This is a genomic window from Lactococcus sp. FSL W8-0209, assembly GCF_038006585.1.
GTDB lineage: Bacteria > Bacillota > Bacilli > Lactobacillales > Streptococcaceae > Lactococcus > Lactococcus lactis.
The window spans coordinates 1,680,751-1,695,165 of the sequence record NZ_JBBOVN010000001.1 but is presented as its reverse complement, the minus strand read 5'-3'; the positions used below and the strand labels follow the sequence as shown (position 1 = coordinate 1,695,165).

Sequence of the window (14,415 nt, the reverse complement as noted above, 5' to 3'; positions counted from 1 at the left end):
GATATCTAACTATTAGAATATCATAATACTTATTTTTTGTTTTGTCAACCCAAAACTATCGTTTAGAAAAATAATCTTTTTTGACGAAGAAGAGAGTCAGTAAAACTGACAAGAAAAGGGCTAGTAAACAAATGATTTCCCAAGATATTTTTGGGAGATTAGTCAAGGGCAGAGGAACATTCATACCATAAAAACTAAAAATGATGGTAGGAATAGTCAGAATAATTGAATAAGAGGTCAAAAATTTCATGACACTATTTGTATTATTATTAATGATTGAATCATAAGAATCAGTCATCTCATTCAAAATCCTATTTGAAATATTAGACATATCAAAAGCTTGGTCAACTTCAATCATTAAATCATCAAGAAGTTCCTTTTCATCATCATAAAGTTTTAAATATTTACCACTTTTAATTTTAGAAATGACTAAAGAATTTGATTTCAAGGACATAATGAAATAAATTAAACTTCGCTCAATTTTCATCAAATTAATCAAGTCTTCATTTTTCGGTGCCTTACCCAAAGTTTGTTCAATTAATATTCTTTTACGATTGAGAATTCTAATTTTATCGACATAAATTTTGGCAATAGCTAGCATGAAATGAAGGACAAAAGAAGTCTTATGTTTTGGATTTAACTGATGAAGCAGTTTTGAATTTTTTAAGATTGTTGCCATCTTTTTATCCGCTACATTTGTGATGATGACCTCTTTTGTTATAATAAAACTCATAGGCCCCGATGAATAATAAGCCACATCTGTTTGATCTTCAAATGGCATATCAAAAATAATGAGTAGACTTTTAGTTTCATCGTCAATCTCTATTCGAGCACTCTCGTCTTTATCTGTTGCATAAGATAAGAACTCTTCCGGAATGTGATATGTTTTTGAGAGATAACTTTTATCAAACAGTTTTTGGTCTGAGAAATTAATCCATTCTCTTGTTAAATTTTCAGACATTTGATTCTCCTTTTTTAAAAAATAGTTAGAGTTCTAACTAACAAGAATTATCATAAATCAAATAAATGAAAATGTCAAGAACTAACTGTTAGATATCTAATTGTTATAAATTGACAAATGAATAAAAGACCATTATACTAAGAAATAAGAAACAGCAAATCAAATAAGAGGAGTCCTCCAAATGGCTAATACAATCTATTCAAATTTATTTCGTTCTATTTCACAAAAATCAATGATGACCTCTAGTCAAATGATGAAAGATTTAGAAGTGAATCATCAACAAGCTAGAGTAATCGCATATATTGCAGAAAATCAAGATAAAGGTCTCATCCAAAAAGATTTAGCAGAAGTATTTAATAGACGAGGAGCAAGTATTACAAGTATGCTCCAAGGTTTGGAAAAAAAAGGATATATCGAAAGACGAATTCCTAAAGAGAATGAACGTCAAAAAAATATCTATATTTTGCCCAAAGGGCTAAAAATTATTAATCAGATTAATCAAATATTTGAAGCATCTGAAAAGAAATTGATTGAACCCTTGACCGAGAAAGAACAAGCTGAATTCTTGAGACTCTTAGAAAAAATAGATGACAATTTATAAGATAATAGGAAAAAGACTAATAATTACGTTAGTCTTTTTTTATTTCAGTCCAATGCGTTTCTCAAAATAATATTATAGACTTTCTTTAAAAAAGATGACAGATTTCTTGACAAGTAAAATATAAAAAAGTATAATTTCTTTATCGTTTACAAACGTAAACGTTAATGTTATATTAGCTTATTAAAAAATGACCTTATTAAACTTAAATAATATTAAATTTTACTCGCAGCTTTATAATCTAAATAGAACTAGGAAGAAAAAATTATGACAGTATTAGACAAAGTAAATGACCCCAAAGACATCAAGAATCTTACAGCGCTAGAACTAGAAGAGCTCGCTACAAATGTACGTGATGCAATTCTTAATCGTGTCAGTCAATATCCAGGGGGCCATCTCGGACCAAATCTTGGTGTGGTAGAAATGACTGTTGCTTTACATAAAGTCTTTAACTCACCTGTTGATAAATTAATTTGGGACGTTAGTCATCAAAGCTATCCGCATAAAGTTTTAACAGGACGTAAAGAATTTTTTACTGACAAAGACAAATTTTCTGGAACAACAGGCTATACAGACCCTGAAGAAAATGAACATGACTTTATACGAGTAGGTCATACATCTACATCTATTGCAACAGCTATGGGATACGCCTTGGCTCGAGATATGCAAGGAAAAAATGAAAATATTGTAGCCATCATTGGTGATGGCGCGCTCTCAGGAGGACTTGCATTTGAGGGACTTGATGGCGCAGGTACACTTAATGGGAATCTTATTATTATTGTAAATGATAATGAAATGGCCATCACCGAAAATCATGGAGGAATCTATCAACATCTTGCAGATCTGCGAGCAAGTAAAGGAACCTCAGCAAATAATCTTTTTAAATCATTTGGGCTGGATTACCGTTACCTTGAGGAGGGAAATGATATCCAAAGTTTGGTTACTCTTTTTGAATCAGTAAAAGATATCAATCGGCCAATTGTTCTTCATATTCACACAGAGAAAGGACATGGCTATAAACCAGCAGTTGAAAATAAAGAAGGAATGCACCAAGTCTTTGCACCCTTTGATATTGCTACAGGTCAACCAGTCAATAGCTCAACCAATATCGTTCGCAGCTATAATAATATATTTCTTGACTTTATGGAAGAAAAGTTAGCCAAAGGTGACAATCTTATCGCCATTAATGCCGCAATTCCAATGTTCTTTGGCCTGTCACAATTTGCTAAGAATCATCCAAAAAATTATGTTGATGGAGGAATTGCTGAACAATATACAGTGACACTTGGTGGAGCAATCGCAGCAGCAGGAACTCGAGCTATTATTTTCCAAAATGCAACTTTCTTACAACGTGCCTATAACCAACTTAACCATGATTTGGCATTGAATAAAGAACCAGCAATTGTTATTATCAGTAATAGTCAAATTGGCGGAACAAACGATACTCACCAAGGAAGTTTTGTTTATAGTCAAACATCAAATATTCCCAATGTAATTGACCTTGCAGCAACAAGTGAAGAAGACCTTTTTGCAATGCTTAATTGGGCATATAATCAACATGAACATCCAGTATTTATACACTTGCCAGAGCATACTTTGGAAAATCGCCCAACAAAAATTACTGATTTTAGCAAACCTCAGTATGAGGTCGTTAAGTCTGGCGAAAAAGTTGTAATCTTAGGGCTTGGTGCAATGCTTGAAAAAGCTGAAAATGTGGCAGAAGAACTTGAAAAATTAGGATTTAATCCAACGGTTGTAAATCCATTCTTTGCAAATCTTTTGGATGTAGCTGCTTTAGACAAATTATCTGAAACTCATGGACTCTTTGTTACGATTGAAGATGGCACTAAAGATGGGGGATTTGGTCAAAAAGTGGCGACCTATTTGGCAAGTAAAGGGATAAAAACACTTGTATTTGGTGCAGATACTGAGTTTATTGATGCTGTTCCAAAAGAAGAACTTTACAATCGTTATCACATAAGACCAGAACTTATGGCAAATGATATTATTGAAGCAACCAAAGAATCTAAAGGACCTAATTTTTTTAAGAAAATATTTTCTAAATAATAATTTTTGAAGACAGAGCTTATTTGCTAGATAAAATATGAATAAATGCTAAAAAAGATACTAGCGATTAACTAGTATCTTTTTTATCTATGATATTAAATATTAAGCATTTTGATTGGTTGCAGCAATATCAATTTCTCTGATGTTAACCGTTTGAGGCATATCATAAATGAATTTCACAGTTTGAGCAACTCTTTCAGGAGCAAGTGTTGCACCACCCATTGATTCTTTCCAAAGATTATAATCATTTAGGGCACTTTCGTCAGTAACATGTGTCAATAATTCTGTTTCAGCAGCACCAGGTGCAACAAGTGAAATTCGAACATTTTTACCAGAAACTTCCTCTCTGACAGTTTCACTTAAACCATGAACACCAAATTTTGAAGCGACATAAGCGGCGTGGTTGGTAAAAGTTTTTTTACCAGCAAGAGAAGACATGTTAATTACTGTTCCTCCTTGGCGTTCAACCATTTGTGGAAGAACAATTTGCATTCCATTAAGGACACCCAAAACATTAGTATCCATCATTTGTTTCCATTCTGCTGGATTTTGATTAAGAACATTTCCTAATAACATGACACCTGCATTATTGACTAGAAGATCAGTTTTGCCATATTTTTCCTCAGCTTTAGTAATTGCATTTTCAAATGATGTTTTGTCCGTGACATCTACAGATTCCACAAGAACATTCGTAAAATCAAGAGGCAAGGCTTTGATTTTATCTGTACGACGGCCTAAAAGCAACATTGGGAATCCATCAGCATTAAATAATTTTGCAATTTCAGCATCAAATCCTGAACTTGCTCCTGTTATAACAATAAGTGGTTTAGACATTTTATTTCTCCTTAAGAGTATTTTTTTGATATACTGATTATACAACATGGAGTTAACTCCATGTCAAGGAGAAAGAATGACAAAATATACAATTGGCGATATTTCACGTAAATTAAACGTTTCTAACGATGCTGTACGTTATTATGATAAGGAAGGTTTGCTCCCTTTTGCTAAAAGAAATAAAGCTGGTCGAAGAGAATTTACAGATGACGATCTTGGCTATATTGAAGTCATTGATTGTTTAAAAAAATCAGGCATACCCATAAAAGATATTGCTCAATTTATTGATTGGTGTATGGAGGGCGACTCAACACTTGATGAACGTTTAGATTTTATGAAAACACACGAAGAGCAATTAGAAGAAAAAATTAAAGTTTTAGAAATGAATTTGGCCTTTTTAAGATGGAAAATTTGGTACTATCAAACAGCAGCAGAAGCAGGCACTGAAAGTATCCACTTTATTCCGGGAACAACACAAGTTAAACCAGAGATAAGAGATATTTTCAAATAATATTAAAAAAAACAAAACGTATTTTTTACGTTTTGTTTTTTTATTTTTTCTTAGTTGGAAAATTTATGAGAAATAGCGACAGAAAGACGACAAAAATACCTAACTGTTGGAATCCTAAAAATGAAACGCCTAGGAATAAAGTGGAAATTAAAATAGCGGTGACAGGTTCAAGCATTCCAAGCATACCAACAATATGAGGTTCTGTATATTTTAGACTATTGATATAAAGAGAGTAAGCTAAGAGCGTTCCAACAACAACGATGAGGCTGACTAAAAGTAAATCAGTCTGATCAAAATTTTTAGGTAAATTTGTGACTGGATGTAAGAAATTAGAAATGACACCACCAATTAATAAGGCCCAAGCAACAAGGCTTAAAGGAGAGTGTTCTTTGATAAGTGGACATGGAATAAGAGTGTAAGCACAAACACCAAGGGCGGATAAAAGCCCCCAAACAAGAGCAGAAGCTGAAAAACTAAGTTCTCCGATATTTCCATTAGTCACAAGCAGAAAGACACCAATTAAAGAAAGAAAAATGGCAATAATATCAAGACGACGTGGAATTGCTTTACTTTTGATAGCTAAAATAATAATAATGATGGAGGGACCTAGGGATTGTAAAATAGTTGCAATAGCTGCATTTCCGTAATAAACAGATAATAGAAAAGAAGATTGTGCAAAAAGTACTCCGAAAATCCCAAAAGCTACAATTCTTAGACTTGATTTTACAGAAGACCAGACACTAAAGATGTTGTGCTTAGTAATTGCTAACCAAGCAAGTAACAACAAGCCTGAAAAGAGCATGCGCGTGGTAACTAGCCAACCTGGCGCAATAGAACAACGATTAAAGAGGAGTCCAGCAATAATACTACTAATCCCAAAAAAGGCGGCTCCCAAAGAAGCGTAAATAATTCCTTTAAATTTAGTCATGATTAGACCAACACTTGATACTTTTTATTTTTGTCATTTTATCCTCGATTTCTAAGTACTTTATATACTTCGTATTATTAATAGTTTAACATAGATGATTTATGTTTATCAAAGATTTACCGAAAGTTTGAATAGTCTCGAGTCATTAATCCTTTTAAATGAAAAAAGTTCCTAATTGGCTTAGGAACTTTTTTTATAATTTATCTAGAGCCTTTTTGGGGATTGCAGTTTTTTTAACTTCTTCCCAGTTTGTCACTCCTTTTTGCTTATTATAAGTTAATTTCAAATAGGCTTCATGGCGCAAGTTATGCGTGGCAGTAAAGTCTAGTGTTTTTTCTTGTCCTGCATTGTTGTAGGCTTTTTCTTTATAACCATAGCCATGCCAAACCGAACCGCTTTGCGTTTTTTCCTCAAGTTTTTTTCCGTCATTATGGATTTGGACATAATAATTTGTTCCTCCATAATTTATCTTGTACCAAGCGAAAGCGGAACCACCAATAATAAAAACTAAGGCCACAAGTCCAATTAATATTTTTTTCATAAAATCCTATTCCTTTCCTGTTAAACAAATCTATTTTATCAGTATTTTTCAAAAAATAAACTTACTATATTGTAAGATTAAAATTACTTAATTAATAAAATAGAACAAAAAAACACTAATGATTATCATTAGTATTTTTGATAAATTTAATCTTCAACTCCATAAATTTCAACTTTGTAACCAGTAATATTAAGACCGCTAGCTTTTCGAGCAGCCTCTATCAGTGGACGAAAATCAAAATTATCTACATTCATAATCTCACCTGTCGTTTTATTGACAACATGATAATGAGGCTCTCCGTAGTAGTCATATCTTCTTTTACTACCGTCATTTATAGCAATCACTAGCTCACTATCAACCAATTTATCAAGGGTATTATAGACCGTTGCTAAGCTAATATTTTCCAAATCTTCGTGAATTTGCTCTGCCGTTGGGTGAGTTTTATGTTTTATCAGGTATTCTAAGACAATGAGACGCTGTGGCGTGGCTTTTAAACCATGTGATTGTAATAGTTCTTTTAAGTCTTGTTCCAAAATCAGCACTCCTATCTTTATTATTTATTTTATTATATCATCAACAGAAAATCATTTCAATGACTTGACATTTGTTTAGAATCATTCTAAAATATAGTTTAGAATGATTCTAAAAGGGTGAGATAATGAAAGAAAAAAATAACTTAATTCAAAGAAATAATATTGTCAGGGCAAGTATTATGGGAGCAAATGACGGGATTATTTCGATTGCAGGGATTGTCATTGGTGTCTCTGGCGCAACCTCTCATATTGGGACAATTTTACTGGCAGGTTTTGCCGGAACTTTAGCAGGAACGGTCAGTATGGCAATGGGAGAATATGTTTCGGTCAGTTCGCAACGTGATGCTCAGGAAAAAATTATCCAAGAACAAAAAGAAGCACTTGCTACTAATTATCAAAATGAATTTGATTTTGTTTATCAAAAATATAGAGCAGATGGGATTTCTAATGAACTAGCTCATAAAGCAACGGATGAGATGATGAAAAAGGATGCTTTAGCAACAACGGTTCGTGAAAGACACGGTTTTACAATTGGACAAGAATTGAGTGCTAAAGGAGCGGCAATTGCCTCAATGCTCTCATTTCCAACTGGAGCGCTTTTGCCTATGCTAGCCATTTCTTTAATTCCTAAAAGTTGGAGTGCTTTGGCAACATTTATTTCCGTACTAATCGCTCTAGGATTTACAGGTTATGCCGCCGCTTATTTAAATGGTGCTGATAAAAAACATGCAACTTTTAGAAATATTATTGCTGGGATTCTAACGATGCTTGTTACTTATGTAGTGGGTTTGCTCTTTAAACAAGGAGGTTTGTGATGAAAAAACAAACAATGACAATAGATGAAAAATTAAATAGTGTCCGTGCGGGAGTCTTGGGTTCAAATGATGGAATTCTTACAGTTGTTGGTGTGCTCTTTTCGGTTTCCGCAGCTTCTGGAAGTAGCTTTGCTTTACTGATTGCTAGTTTGGCAAATTTAATTTCTGGTGCTTTTTCAATGGCTTCTGGTGAGTATGCAAGTGTCAGTTCTCAATCTGATAGTGAGAAAGTTGTGGTTCAAGAAGAAAAAATATTATTGAAAAAAGATTTTAAAAATCAAAAAGCAGCAGTGAAAGATTTTTATATTGAAAAAGGAATCAGTCCGGAAACTTCAGCAGAAATTGCTAATGAATTACTTGCTCGAAAACCTTTGGAAACTGTTCTGTCAGTAAAATATGATATTGCTTTAGGACATTATATGAATCCTTGGCAAGCAGCAGGTTCATCATTAATTTCATTTACGATTGGTGGACTTTTTCCTTTACTAACCATGATTTTAGTTAAGGGTGCTTGGCAATTTCCAGCAACAATTTTTGCAACAATGCTTGCAATGGCCTTAACTGGAATGATTAGTGCTAAGCTTTCTGATGGCTTGGTAATTAAAGCAATTCTTAGAAATATTATTATTGGTCTACTGACAATTTTTATTCATTATTTTATTGGTCGGATTTTAGGTTAATGAATTTAGGCTTAGTTAAAAGCTTTTGTTATAATTATAGATAGGACTGATAATTATTGAGAAAGAGGCTGACAAATGGATGATAATACTAAAGAATTAGAACAATATTGGGATGAGTTTTCTCAAGAATATGAAGAAATTCAAAATGAAAGCTTGGTTGATATTGGTCAGCAATTAAAGGAATTTTTGGTGGCTGAAAAACTTTTACCAACAAGTCAATTTTTAGATTTAGCTGGTGGGACAGGCAAATATATTCCACACTTTTCAAATTTTACTGACAGCTATCATCTTGTTGATCTGTCAGCAAAAATGTTAGAATTTGCCAAGAATAAGTCAGCTGATTCAAATAAAATCACTTTTACGCATCAAGAACAAAATAAATTTTTAAAGAATACAAAAGAAAATACTTATGATTTTGTATTTTCAGCCATGAATCCTGCATTGGAGTCAAAAGAAGCCTTAGTAGAATTAAATCGGATTGCCAATGGAAATGTTGGAATTTTACGTTTGATTTTTGATGAGGATAATCTCTTTAGTCAGGTCGAACAATTGTATTTGCCTAATCAAGAACAGAATAAAGAAGCGCAGATGTTGCTTTATAAGGTATGGTTAAAGGAATTAGGCTGGGAATTTAAAAGTAAGAAATTTAGATTCTTTTTATCAGAAAAAGTAAGTTCACAGTTTTTCTCTGATTATTTCTCTGATGAGCTTTCAAATGCAGAATTAGCGGCTTTGACGCAATTATTTTTTAGTGAAACAGAAATTCGAGAAATGGAAAGATTAGTGATATTTGAGTTATTATATTGGGAAAAATGCTAGGTTGAATCCTAGTTTTTTATTTCTCAATTCTTTTAGTTGTAATTTATTTATTTTAATACTATAATTGACTAATCAATGATTGACCAATCAATTAAGAAAGGAGAAATAAATTATGAAGCTTGAAAAAGTCAGCCAGTTACTCTATCAGCTCAAAATTGTAAATCAAGAAATGACGGCAAAATTTGAGAAGTCAACGGGTTATAGTATTACTCGTTATCAACTGATGATGATTTTAAAATGTAAAGGTCGTTGCTCTCAAAGTCAATTACAAAATGAATTAAAAATTGATAGTGCTGCTGTAACAAGACATTTAAAATTACTTGAAGAAAAAAATCTTGTCAAAAGAGAGCGCAATAAAGAGAATAATCGAGAAGTATTTGTCGAAATTACCGATAAAGCTAAAAATGATTTAGCACTTTGTGCAAAAAAACATGATGATTTTCTAGAGGAAAGTCAACAAATATTAAATATTGGGCTCAGCGATTTAGAAGAAGAACAACTTTTAGAACTACTCACAAAATTAACAAAATGAAAGAAGAAAAGATGAATAAGAACTTTAAAAATAACGATTTCTCAGATATTACTTTTGGTAGAAAATCTGTCAGACTTTATGATGAAAACTACAAAATTTCTCACGAAGAAATGCTTGAGATGATTCAAGAAGCAACAGCCGCACCTTCATCAGTAAATATGCAACCTTGGCGTTTTGTTATTGTGGAAAGTGAAGAATCAAAAGCAAAATTGAAACCCTTAATTCGCTTTAATACACGTCAAAATGATACCTCATCAGCGATGATTTTGATTTTTGGAGACTTGAAGAATTATGAATTTGGTGAAGAAATCTATGACCAAGCAGTTGCTGAAGGAAAAATGCCTCAGGAAGTTAGAGATCAACAAATTGAAGCGATTATTCCTCATTACAAGAGCTTCTCTAAACAAGAAATGAATGATGTTGTCAAAATTGACTCAAGTTTGGCCGCAATGCAATTGATGTTGGTGGCAAGAGGTCACGGTTATGAAACAAATCCAATTGGTGGTTTTGAAAAAGACCAATTAGCAGAAGCTTTTGATTTAGACAAAGAACGTTTTGTACCCGTTATGATTTTATCCATTGGTAAAGCCGTTGAAGAAGGTTATGAATCTGTCCGCATGAATGCTGATAAAATCACTACTTTTAAATAAAAAGGAGAAGTAATTTGACCATTTTAACAATTATTCTGTCGCTTTTGGTTGCTTTGGAATTTTTCTACATTATGTATTTAGAAACCTTTGCTACAAGCTCAAAAACAACCAGTCGTGTATTTAATATGGGAAAAGAGGAGCTAGAACGTTTTTCAGTTCAAACGCTTTTTAAAAATCAAGGGATTTATAACGGTTTGGTTGGTTTAGGATTAATTTATGCAATATTCTTTTCGTCAGCTCCACTTGAAATTGTTAGATTACTACTTATTTATATTATTTTAGTGGCTTTATATGGCTCTTTGACAAGTAATAAAAAGATTATTCTCACCCAAGGTGGTTTAGCCATTTTAGCTCTAATTTCTTCATTTTTTTAAAAAAATATTTTTAAATCCTTGACAAGTCTCATAAAAAGTTTTACAATTATTTTCAACATCAGAAAAGTAACTCTATATCAGAATTTTTTCAGGAAGTCTGCGGTTGTGCGAGCAGATAAATTCATCAGAGCGAATGGGCTGATTTGAAAGTCGAGAACGATTTTTTTTTCGCAATTTGATTTGAAACAATAAAAATCACGGATGCTCCCGATACCAAGCAACTTGTTGTTAGACGAGGAAAAGAAGAGTTTTTCTAGTATTTTTGTAATACTTTTAGGGACTCTTAAATTACGGTGGCACCGCGTGACATACGCCCGTAGAGTATTTGATACTCTACGGGCTTTTTTGTATTTTTTTGAAAGGATTTCTAAAATGAACCAACGATGGCGAAGCTTAAATTTTAACTAATCAGTATCAATGGAAACGACTTCCTCAAACCTATAGATAGAGAGAAAATATGAGAAAAATTAAAGAGATTTCAGCAGACACCATGACCCCGATTTCGGTTTATCTTCGCCTGAAAGGGAAAAATAAAGTGATTTTAGAATCCATTCCCAGAGAAAATGACCAATCACGTTTTTCAATTATTGCGTTAAATCCTGTGAAGCACATCAAATTTACTGACGGAATTTTAAGCGTAAATGACGAAATCATTAGCGATGAAAATCCAATGGAATTTCTGGAAAAATTAGTTTGTCAGCCAGAAAGTAGTGACGAAATTTTAGACTTGCCTTTTACAAGTGGAGCGATTGGATATGCTGGATTTGATACCTATGGTATTTTTGAAGGCATTCAACCTGAACTGAAAGATTCGATTGGAACACCAGATATGTATTTTATGCTATACGAATCAGCCCAAATTTTTGACCACAAACGTGAAAAACTGATTTTTATTGAAGACAATACTTACAGTCAACGTTCAGAAAAAGAGTTACAAAACGCGCTGTCAGCAAATATTGAGTCATTATCTTTACTGACAGAAGCAGAAAATGAACTGACAGAATTAAGTAAACTGAATTTCGTTAGCAATATGTCTCAAGAACTTTTTGAAGAAAAAGTTTCTAAAGCAAAGGAACTTATCAGAAATGGTGACATGTTCCAAATTGTTTTATCACAACGTTTAACAGCCGATTTTACTGACAACCCCTTTAATTATTACAGAAAGCTTCGGGTTGAAAATCCATCATCGTATATGTACTTTATGGAATTCGATAATTTTCATGTCATTGGCAGCTCACCAGAGCGTTTGGTTGCTGTTCATGGAAATCAAGTTTCAACCAATCCAATTGCCGGAACAAGAAAACGCGGGCAAACTGAATTTGAAGACCAAGCTCTTATTGAAGATTTAGAAAGTGATCCCAAAGAAGTCGCTGAACACAAAATGCTTGTTGATTTAGGACGAAATGATATTGGTAAAATTTCCAAATATGGTTCAATCGAAGTTCCTGTTTTCATGAAAGTTGAGAAATATCGCTACGTCATGCATATTACAAGTGAAGTGACCGGCGAGCTTCGTCCTGAATTTACAGCTATGGATGCCTTACGCGCCACATTGCCAGCGGGGACGCTATCAGGAGCACCGAAACATCGAGCCTACCAAAGAATTTATGAATTTGAAACGCAAAAACGAGGAATTTATGGAGGAGCTATCGGTTATCTAACGAAAAATGGAAATTGCGATTTTGCAATTGCCATTCGGACAATGGTCTTGAAAGACAAGAAAGCACATGTTCAAGCAGGAGCCGGAATTGTTTACGATTCAGTATCCGAACATGAATATCAAGAAACCTTAAACAAAGCCCAAGGCTTATTGAAAGTTGGTCAATAAATAGACCCAAAAAGATGTAGAGATAAAAAATTTAACATCATCAGATAATTTTGTCAGTAATTTTTTACTGACAGAAAATAAAAAATTACTGACAGGCCTTGTCGTTAAAAATAGGAGACAAAATTGATTTTAATAATAGATAATTACGATAGTTTCACTTACAACTTAGTGCAGTATGTAGGTGCTTTGACTGATGTAGCAGTTGTGAAAAATGACGATGATTCTTTGGAAAATATGGCAGAAAAAGCAGACGCCTTAATATTCTCACCAGGCCCTGGTTGGCCTGCGGATGCTGGAAAAATGGAAACACTTATTCAGCAATTTGCAGGTCAAAAACCAATTTTAGGAATATGTCTAGGTTTTCAAGCTATCGTTGAAGTTTTTGGTGGCAAACTTCGATTGGCACATCAAGTCATGCATGGCAAGAATTCACAAGTCCGTCAGACCTCAGGAAATTTACTTTTCAATCATCTTCCCTCAAAATTTCTAGTCATGCGCTATCATTCAATTGTCATGGATGAGGCAGTCGCTTTACCAGATTTTGCAATCACAGCAGTCGCGACAGATGATGGTGAAATTATGGCTATTGAAAATGAAAAAGAACAGATTTATGGATTACAATTTCACCCAGAATCCATTGGCACATTGGATGGTATGACCATGATTGAAAATTTTGTCAACCAAGTAAATGAAAACAAGGAGTCATCAAATGAAAAATGAACTTGAAAAAGTGATGTCAGGCCGTGACATGACCGAAAATGAAATGAACATGCTTGCTAATTCAATTATCCAAGGTGAATTAAGCGAGGTCCAAATTGCCAGCTTTTTAGTAGCATTAAAAATGAAAGGTGAAGCAGCAAGCGAATTGACTGGTTTGGCTCGAGCTTTACAAAAAGCAGCGATTTCTATCCCAACAAATTTGACAAATGCGATGGACAATTGTGGAACAGGAGGCGACCGCTCATTCAGTTTTAATATTTCAACCACAGCCGCTTTTGTTTTAGCAGCTGGTGGAGTCAATATGGCAAAACACGGAAATCGCTCCATTACCAGTAAATCTGGCTCGGCAGACGTTCTTGAGGCCTTAGGAATCAATCTTTATTTACCAGCAGAAAAGTTAGCTCAAGTTTTTGACAAAGTTGGTTTAGTTTTCCTTTTTGCTCAAAATCTCCACCCAGCGATGAAATACTTCACGCCAGTCCGCAGACAACTCGAAATTCCAACAATTATGAATTTGACTGGGCCGCTAATCAATCCAATTCCACTTGATACGCAACTTCTTGGTACCTCACGTCCAGATTTACTTGAATTAACAGCGAATGTTTTGAAAGGCTTGGGCCGTAAGCGAGCATTAGTCATCACAGGTGAAGGCGGAATGGACGAAGCAACTCCCTTTGGACTTAATCATTACGCACTTTTAGAAAATGACAAAGTGACTTTGCATGAATTTAGAGCCTCAGACGTTGGTATTTCAGAAGTTCAACTCAATGATATTCGTGGAGGTGAAGCCCCAGAAAATGCTGAAATTTTAAAAAATGTCCTTGAAAATCAACCGTCAGCCTTTTTAGAAACGACCGTTTTAAATGCCGGACTTGGATTTTATGCCAACGGAAAAGTTGATTCCATCAAATCCGGAGTTGACCTTGCAAGAGAAGTAATTAGTACAGGAGCAGCTCTTACCAAGTTGCATGAATTACAAGCAGAACAAATTGGTTAAAAATCTTGATGGCAAATTTTGAAATAG

17 protein-coding genes are annotated in these 14,415 nt (G+C 33.8%); 12 read left to right on the top strand and 5 right to left on the bottom strand.

What is annotated here, in order from left to right:
- Window positions 1-55 precede the first annotated feature (55 nt).
- Window positions 56-961 (bottom strand): magnesium transporter CorA family protein, encoded by a 906-nt coding sequence (locus MKX45_RS08340; RefSeq protein WP_340817013.1) that lies wholly within the window; start codon window positions 959-961, stop codon window positions 56-58.
- A 181-nt stretch (window positions 962-1,142) separates the two neighbouring features.
- Here MKX45_RS08340 and MKX45_RS08335 point away from each other — a divergent pair, with 181 nt between their 5' ends.
- Both MKX45_RS08335 and MKX45_RS08330 read left to right on the top strand, forming a co-directional pair.
- Window positions 1,143-1,562: a MarR family winged helix-turn-helix transcriptional regulator gene (locus MKX45_RS08335; RefSeq protein WP_003130113.1), complete on the top strand. Its 420-nt coding sequence runs from the start codon at window positions 1,143-1,145 to the stop codon at window positions 1,560-1,562.
- Between the two features lie 264 nt (window positions 1,563-1,826).
- Window positions 1,827-3,626, top strand: a complete 1,800-nt coding sequence (locus MKX45_RS08330; RefSeq protein WP_340817011.1) for a 1-deoxy-D-xylulose-5-phosphate synthase — start codon at window positions 1,827-1,829, stop codon at window positions 3,624-3,626.
- Window positions 3,627-3,728: 102 nt separating this feature from the next.
- Here the strand turns inward: MKX45_RS08330 and MKX45_RS08325 are convergent, their stop codons facing one another.
- The gene (locus MKX45_RS08325; RefSeq protein ID WP_128267975.1) at window positions 3,729-4,460 is read right to left on the bottom strand and encodes an SDR family oxidoreductase; all 732 of its coding nucleotides are present in this window, start codon (window positions 4,458-4,460) and stop codon (window positions 3,729-3,731) included.
- Window positions 4,461-4,536: 76 nt separating this feature from the next.
- On the opposite strand from MKX45_RS08325, the gene MKX45_RS08320 reads away from it, so the two are divergent.
- Complete coding sequence (locus MKX45_RS08320) at window positions 4,537-4,971, top strand: MerR family transcriptional regulator (RefSeq protein ID WP_010905994.1); 435 nt, start codon at window positions 4,537-4,539, stop codon at window positions 4,969-4,971.
- A gap of 40 nt (window positions 4,972-5,011) precedes the next feature.
- On the opposite strand, the gene MKX45_RS08315 is transcribed toward MKX45_RS08320, so the two are convergent.
- The 3 genes from MKX45_RS08315 to MKX45_RS08305 all read right to left on the bottom strand — a co-directional run bounded on the left by MKX45_RS08315 (window position 5,012) and on the right by MKX45_RS08305 (window position 6,973).
- Window positions 5,012-5,899 (bottom strand): DMT family transporter, encoded by an 888-nt coding sequence (locus MKX45_RS08315; protein WP_015426646.1) that lies wholly within the window; start codon window positions 5,897-5,899, stop codon window positions 5,012-5,014.
- 193 nt (window positions 5,900-6,092) lie between these two features.
- Window positions 6,093-6,440 (bottom strand): YxeA family protein, encoded by a 348-nt coding sequence (locus MKX45_RS08310; RefSeq protein WP_003130414.1) that lies wholly within the window; start codon window positions 6,438-6,440, stop codon window positions 6,093-6,095.
- Between the two features lie 146 nt (window positions 6,441-6,586).
- Complete coding sequence (locus tag MKX45_RS08305; protein WP_081037469.1) at window positions 6,587-6,973, bottom strand: Fur family transcriptional regulator; 387 nt, start codon at window positions 6,971-6,973, stop codon at window positions 6,587-6,589.
- Window positions 6,974-7,098: 125 nt separating this feature from the next.
- On the opposite strand from MKX45_RS08305, the gene MKX45_RS08300 reads away from it, so the two are divergent.
- From MKX45_RS08300 to trpD, 9 genes are all read left to right on the top strand, one after another.
- The gene (locus MKX45_RS08300) at window positions 7,099-7,788 is read left to right on the top strand and encodes a VIT1/CCC1 transporter family protein (RefSeq protein WP_057720571.1); all 690 of its coding nucleotides are present in this window, start codon (window positions 7,099-7,101) and stop codon (window positions 7,786-7,788) included.
- Window positions 7,788-8,468, top strand: a complete 681-nt coding sequence (locus MKX45_RS08295; protein WP_003130418.1) for a VIT1/CCC1 transporter family protein — start codon at window positions 7,788-7,790, stop codon at window positions 8,466-8,468. The genes MKX45_RS08300 and MKX45_RS08295 overlap by 1 nt, the downstream gene beginning before the upstream one ends.
- 75 nt (window positions 8,469-8,543) lie before the next feature.
- On the top strand, window positions 8,544-9,287 hold the full coding sequence (locus MKX45_RS08290) for a methyltransferase domain-containing protein (RefSeq protein WP_128267976.1): 744 nt from the start codon (window positions 8,544-8,546) through the stop codon (window positions 9,285-9,287).
- A 112-nt stretch (window positions 9,288-9,399) separates the two neighbouring features.
- On the top strand, window positions 9,400-9,819 hold the full coding sequence (locus MKX45_RS08285) for a MarR family winged helix-turn-helix transcriptional regulator (protein WP_042230446.1): 420 nt from the start codon (window positions 9,400-9,402) through the stop codon (window positions 9,817-9,819).
- A gap of 11 nt (window positions 9,820-9,830) precedes the next feature.
- The gene (locus MKX45_RS08280) at window positions 9,831-10,469 is read left to right on the top strand and encodes a nitroreductase family protein (protein WP_340817007.1); all 639 of its coding nucleotides are present in this window, start codon (window positions 9,831-9,833) and stop codon (window positions 10,467-10,469) included.
- A 14-nt stretch (window positions 10,470-10,483) separates the two neighbouring features.
- Window positions 10,484-10,843, top strand: coding sequence for a DUF1304 domain-containing protein (locus tag MKX45_RS08275; RefSeq protein WP_057720573.1), 360 nt, complete (start codon window positions 10,484-10,486; stop codon window positions 10,841-10,843).
- A 457-nt stretch (window positions 10,844-11,300) separates the two neighbouring features.
- Window positions 11,301-12,671, top strand: a complete 1,371-nt coding sequence (gene trpE / locus MKX45_RS08270) for an anthranilate synthase component I (protein ID WP_340817006.1) — start codon at window positions 11,301-11,303, stop codon at window positions 12,669-12,671.
- A 123-nt stretch (window positions 12,672-12,794) separates the two neighbouring features.
- Window positions 12,795-13,391 carry an aminodeoxychorismate/anthranilate synthase component II gene (locus tag MKX45_RS08265; RefSeq protein WP_012898079.1) on the top strand — a complete coding sequence of 199 codons (597 nt, stop codon included), beginning with the start codon at window positions 12,795-12,797 and terminating at the stop codon, window positions 13,389-13,391.
- Complete coding sequence (gene trpD / locus MKX45_RS08260) at window positions 13,381-14,388, top strand: anthranilate phosphoribosyltransferase (protein WP_057720575.1); 1,008 nt, start codon at window positions 13,381-13,383, stop codon at window positions 14,386-14,388. The genes MKX45_RS08265 and trpD overlap by 11 nt, the downstream gene beginning before the upstream one ends.
- Window positions 14,389-14,415: the final 27 nt, after the last annotated feature.

Bases quoted from the DNA above. Each gene is read 5' to 3' on its own strand.
- MKX45_RS08340 (WP_340817013.1), bottom strand. From the start codon at position 961: ATGTCTGAAAATTTAACAAGAGAATGGATTAATTTCTCAGACCAAAAA.
- MKX45_RS08335 (WP_003130113.1), top strand. From the start codon at position 1,143: ATGGCTAATACAATCTATTCAAATTTATTTCGTTCTATTTCACAAAAA.
- MKX45_RS08330 (WP_340817011.1), top strand. From the start codon at position 1,827: ATGACAGTATTAGACAAAGTAAATGACCCCAAAGACATCAAGAATCTT.
- MKX45_RS08325 (WP_128267975.1), bottom strand. From the start codon at position 4,460: ATGTCTAAACCACTTATTGTTATAACAGGAGCAAGTTCAGGATTTGAT.
- MKX45_RS08320 (WP_010905994.1), top strand. From the start codon at position 4,537: ATGACAAAATATACAATTGGCGATATTTCACGTAAATTAAACGTTTCT.
- MKX45_RS08315 (WP_015426646.1), bottom strand. From the start codon at position 5,899: ATGACTAAATTTAAAGGAATTATTTACGCTTCTTTGGGAGCCGCCTTT.
- MKX45_RS08310 (WP_003130414.1), bottom strand. From the start codon at position 6,440: ATGAAAAAAATATTAATTGGACTTGTGGCCTTAGTTTTTATTATTGGT.
- MKX45_RS08300 (WP_057720571.1), top strand. From the start codon at position 7,099: ATGAAAGAAAAAAATAACTTAATTCAAAGAAATAATATTGTCAGGGCA.
- MKX45_RS08295 (WP_003130418.1), top strand. From the start codon at position 7,788: ATGAAAAAACAAACAATGACAATAGATGAAAAATTAAATAGTGTCCGT.
- MKX45_RS08290 (WP_128267976.1), top strand. From the start codon at position 8,544: ATGGATGATAATACTAAAGAATTAGAACAATATTGGGATGAGTTTTCT.
- MKX45_RS08285 (WP_042230446.1), top strand. From the start codon at position 9,400: ATGAAGCTTGAAAAAGTCAGCCAGTTACTCTATCAGCTCAAAATTGTA.
- MKX45_RS08280 (WP_340817007.1), top strand. From the start codon at position 9,831: ATGAATAAGAACTTTAAAAATAACGATTTCTCAGATATTACTTTTGGT.
- trpE (WP_340817006.1), top strand. From the start codon at position 11,301: ATGAGAAAAATTAAAGAGATTTCAGCAGACACCATGACCCCGATTTCG.
- trpD (WP_057720575.1), top strand. From the start codon at position 13,381: ATGAAAAATGAACTTGAAAAAGTGATGTCAGGCCGTGACATGACCGAA.